We start from the raw sequence: 438 nt of genomic DNA, 5'->3' as shown, positions 1-438 counted from the left end.
GGAAGGCCCCATAGCATCATCTTGGTCCTCTTGGAAAGGAGCGGTGCCACGATCTGACTCTCTGTGAGGGACAATGCCACGTATGAGTTTAACCACTTCACGGGGAATTCGGCGGCCATGGCACTATCTTTTCCGGAGCCGTAAAAGAGGTTCACTATACTGCCTCCGGTCAGGTTCGCCTTCTCCTTCTGGAAGGCCTCCCAGAAGGCGGGCATGACAGAGGGAAGCGAGCTTCCGGATTCGAGCGTGGGGTGTCCTATGACGGTGCCGTCTTCGTCGAAGACGAAGGAGGAGCTTTCCTCTCCGAACTTGGTGTTCTTGACGTAGTCTATACATTGGTGCGTAGCGCCGTCTTCGCCCACATCCAGCCCTACATGGGTCAAAAAGAGTTTCAAGTTCGCCCCATTTATGTCGTTCAGCCGCTGTTGGTTGTAAGCC

The 438-nt window shown here is 54.8% G+C and carries 1 protein-coding gene; it reads right to left on the bottom strand.

The features are described 5' to 3' along the window. Positions 1 to 438: hypothetical protein (locus EZM41_RS10965; RefSeq protein WP_198471134.1), on the bottom strand; the 438-nt coding region annotated here is incomplete at both ends.

Origin of the sequence: Acetomicrobium sp. S15 = DSM 107314, from assembly GCF_016125955.1 — a bacterium.
Classification (GTDB): Bacteria; Synergistota; Synergistia; order Synergistales; family Thermosynergistaceae; genus Thermosynergistes; species Thermosynergistes pyruvativorans.
The sequence above is the reverse complement of the archived record's forward strand: the minus strand, read 5'-3'. Positions and strand labels throughout refer to the sequence as shown.